Source organism: Microbacterium sp. Bi128, from assembly GCF_918698205.1.
The window spans coordinates 1-1,676 of the sequence record NZ_CAKKMM010001133.1; the positions used below are offsets into that span (position 1 = coordinate 1).

A 1,676-nucleotide genomic window follows, 5' to 3' on the forward strand; every position below is an offset into this window, starting at 1 on the left:
CTCTCGTGCGTACCGGCAAACCAGGAGCCGATCATGACCTGGCTGGCCCCGGCGGCCAGGGCCAGGGCGACGTCGCGCGGGTAGCGGACCCCGCCGTCGGCCCATACCCGGCCGCCGGCTTCCCGGGCCGCGGCGGAGCATTCCAGGACGGCACTGAACTGGGGGCGGCCCACGGCCGTCATCATGCGCGTGGTGCACATGGCGCCGGGGCCCACCCCGACCTTGACGATGTCCGCCCCGGCCTCGATGAGCTCACGTGTGGCGTCGCCGGTGACGACGTTGCCGGGGACCACCGGCACGCCGGGGTTGAGACCCTTCACGGCGGCGAGGGCGTCGAACATTTTCTGCTGGTGCCCGTGTGCGGTGTCGAGGACCAGCACGTTGACGCCGGCCGCCAGCAATTCGGCGGCCCGCCCGGCCACGTCACCGTTGATTCCGACGGCGGCAGCGACCTTCAGCCTGCCGTCGTCGTCCAGGGACGGCCGGTAGAGCGTGGAGCGCAGGGCGCCCTTACGGGTGAGCACGCCGGCCAGGACCCCGCCCTGCTGCACCGGCGCGTAGTCGGCTCCGGCGGCGTCCATCGCTTCAAAGGCGCGGCGGAGGGCCTGCGCAGCATCGGCCGCCGACCCGCCCCCAAACAATCCGCCGGCGAGCGGTCCGGCGTCGAGCACCAGCGGCTGGTGGCGGACGACGGAGGCCAGTGACGCGAAACGGTCCTGGCCCTCGCAGTCGGCGGCCCGGACAACACCGGTGACCGCGCCGGAGTCGTCCACCACCACAACGGCCCCGTGCGGCCGCTTGCCCATCAGGTGGAGGGCATCAATGACGGTGTCCGTGGGCGCGAGCGTGACGGGGGTTTCCAGGACCGGGTGGCGTCCCTTGATCCAGGCCGTGACGTCACGGATGACGTCGAGCGGGACGTCCTGCGGCAGGACTCCAAGGCCGCCGCGGCGGGCCATGGTCTCGGCCATCCGCTTCCCCGTGACCGCCGTCATGTTCGCCGCCACCAGCGGGATCGCGGAGCCGGTCCCGTCGTCGGCCGCGAGGTCGACGTCCAGGCGGGAGGTGACATCGGACCGGGACGGGACCAGGAAGAGGTCCGAGTAGGTCAGATCGGTGGTGGGCTCATTCAGGAAACGCACTGCTGCTCCTTTGCTGGCACCCGCAGCTGGCACCGTCGGCGACAAACGGGTTCTCACTGCATTCTAGGGCGGTTTCCGGCAGGGCCGGCACCGCGTCCGGCACCGCGCAGGGCACCGCATGTGGGCCGCATCCGGGGCCGATTCTGCAACTCTTCTTCACCGCAATTCGGCGGCTGCCGGGGCGGATCATGATTTGGGTCACGCTTATTGGCGGTTTGGCAAGAATCCTCACTAGACTGGCATGGGTCTGGGTTCACTGGACGCAGAGACTGGCTCAATCGTTGTGCCGAGGCACCGTGGAAGCCAGAGGGAATCAAACTCACGGAAGAGGCGTATTTCAAGTGCCAGAGCAGCCTAGCCACCGTCTACCAGAGGAATTTGGCGGAAACGAGTGGCTCGTTGACGAACTGTATGAGCGTTACCAGCAGGACAAGAACACGGTCGACTCCAAGTGGTGGCCCCTGTTCGAATCCTTTGAAGCTAGTGACGCCTCTCCCGCCAACGGAACGTCCGGCACCGCGACAGCTGTGCATC

At 68.5% G+C, this 1,676-nt stretch carries 2 protein-coding genes; one reads left to right on the top strand and one right to left on the bottom strand.

The genetic code is table 11. From position 1 onward, the window contains the following. On the bottom strand, positions 1-1,142 hold a 1,142-nt coding region (locus tag LQV45_RS30505), incomplete at its 3' end, for a GuaB1 family IMP dehydrogenase-related protein (protein WP_230010977.1). A 341-nt stretch (positions 1,143-1,483) separates the two neighbouring features. Between LQV45_RS30505 and LQV45_RS30510 the strand changes: the two genes are divergently transcribed. Continuing rightward, positions 1,484-1,676 (top strand): hypothetical protein (locus tag LQV45_RS30510; protein WP_230010979.1); only part of this gene is annotated, 193 nt, incomplete at its 3' end.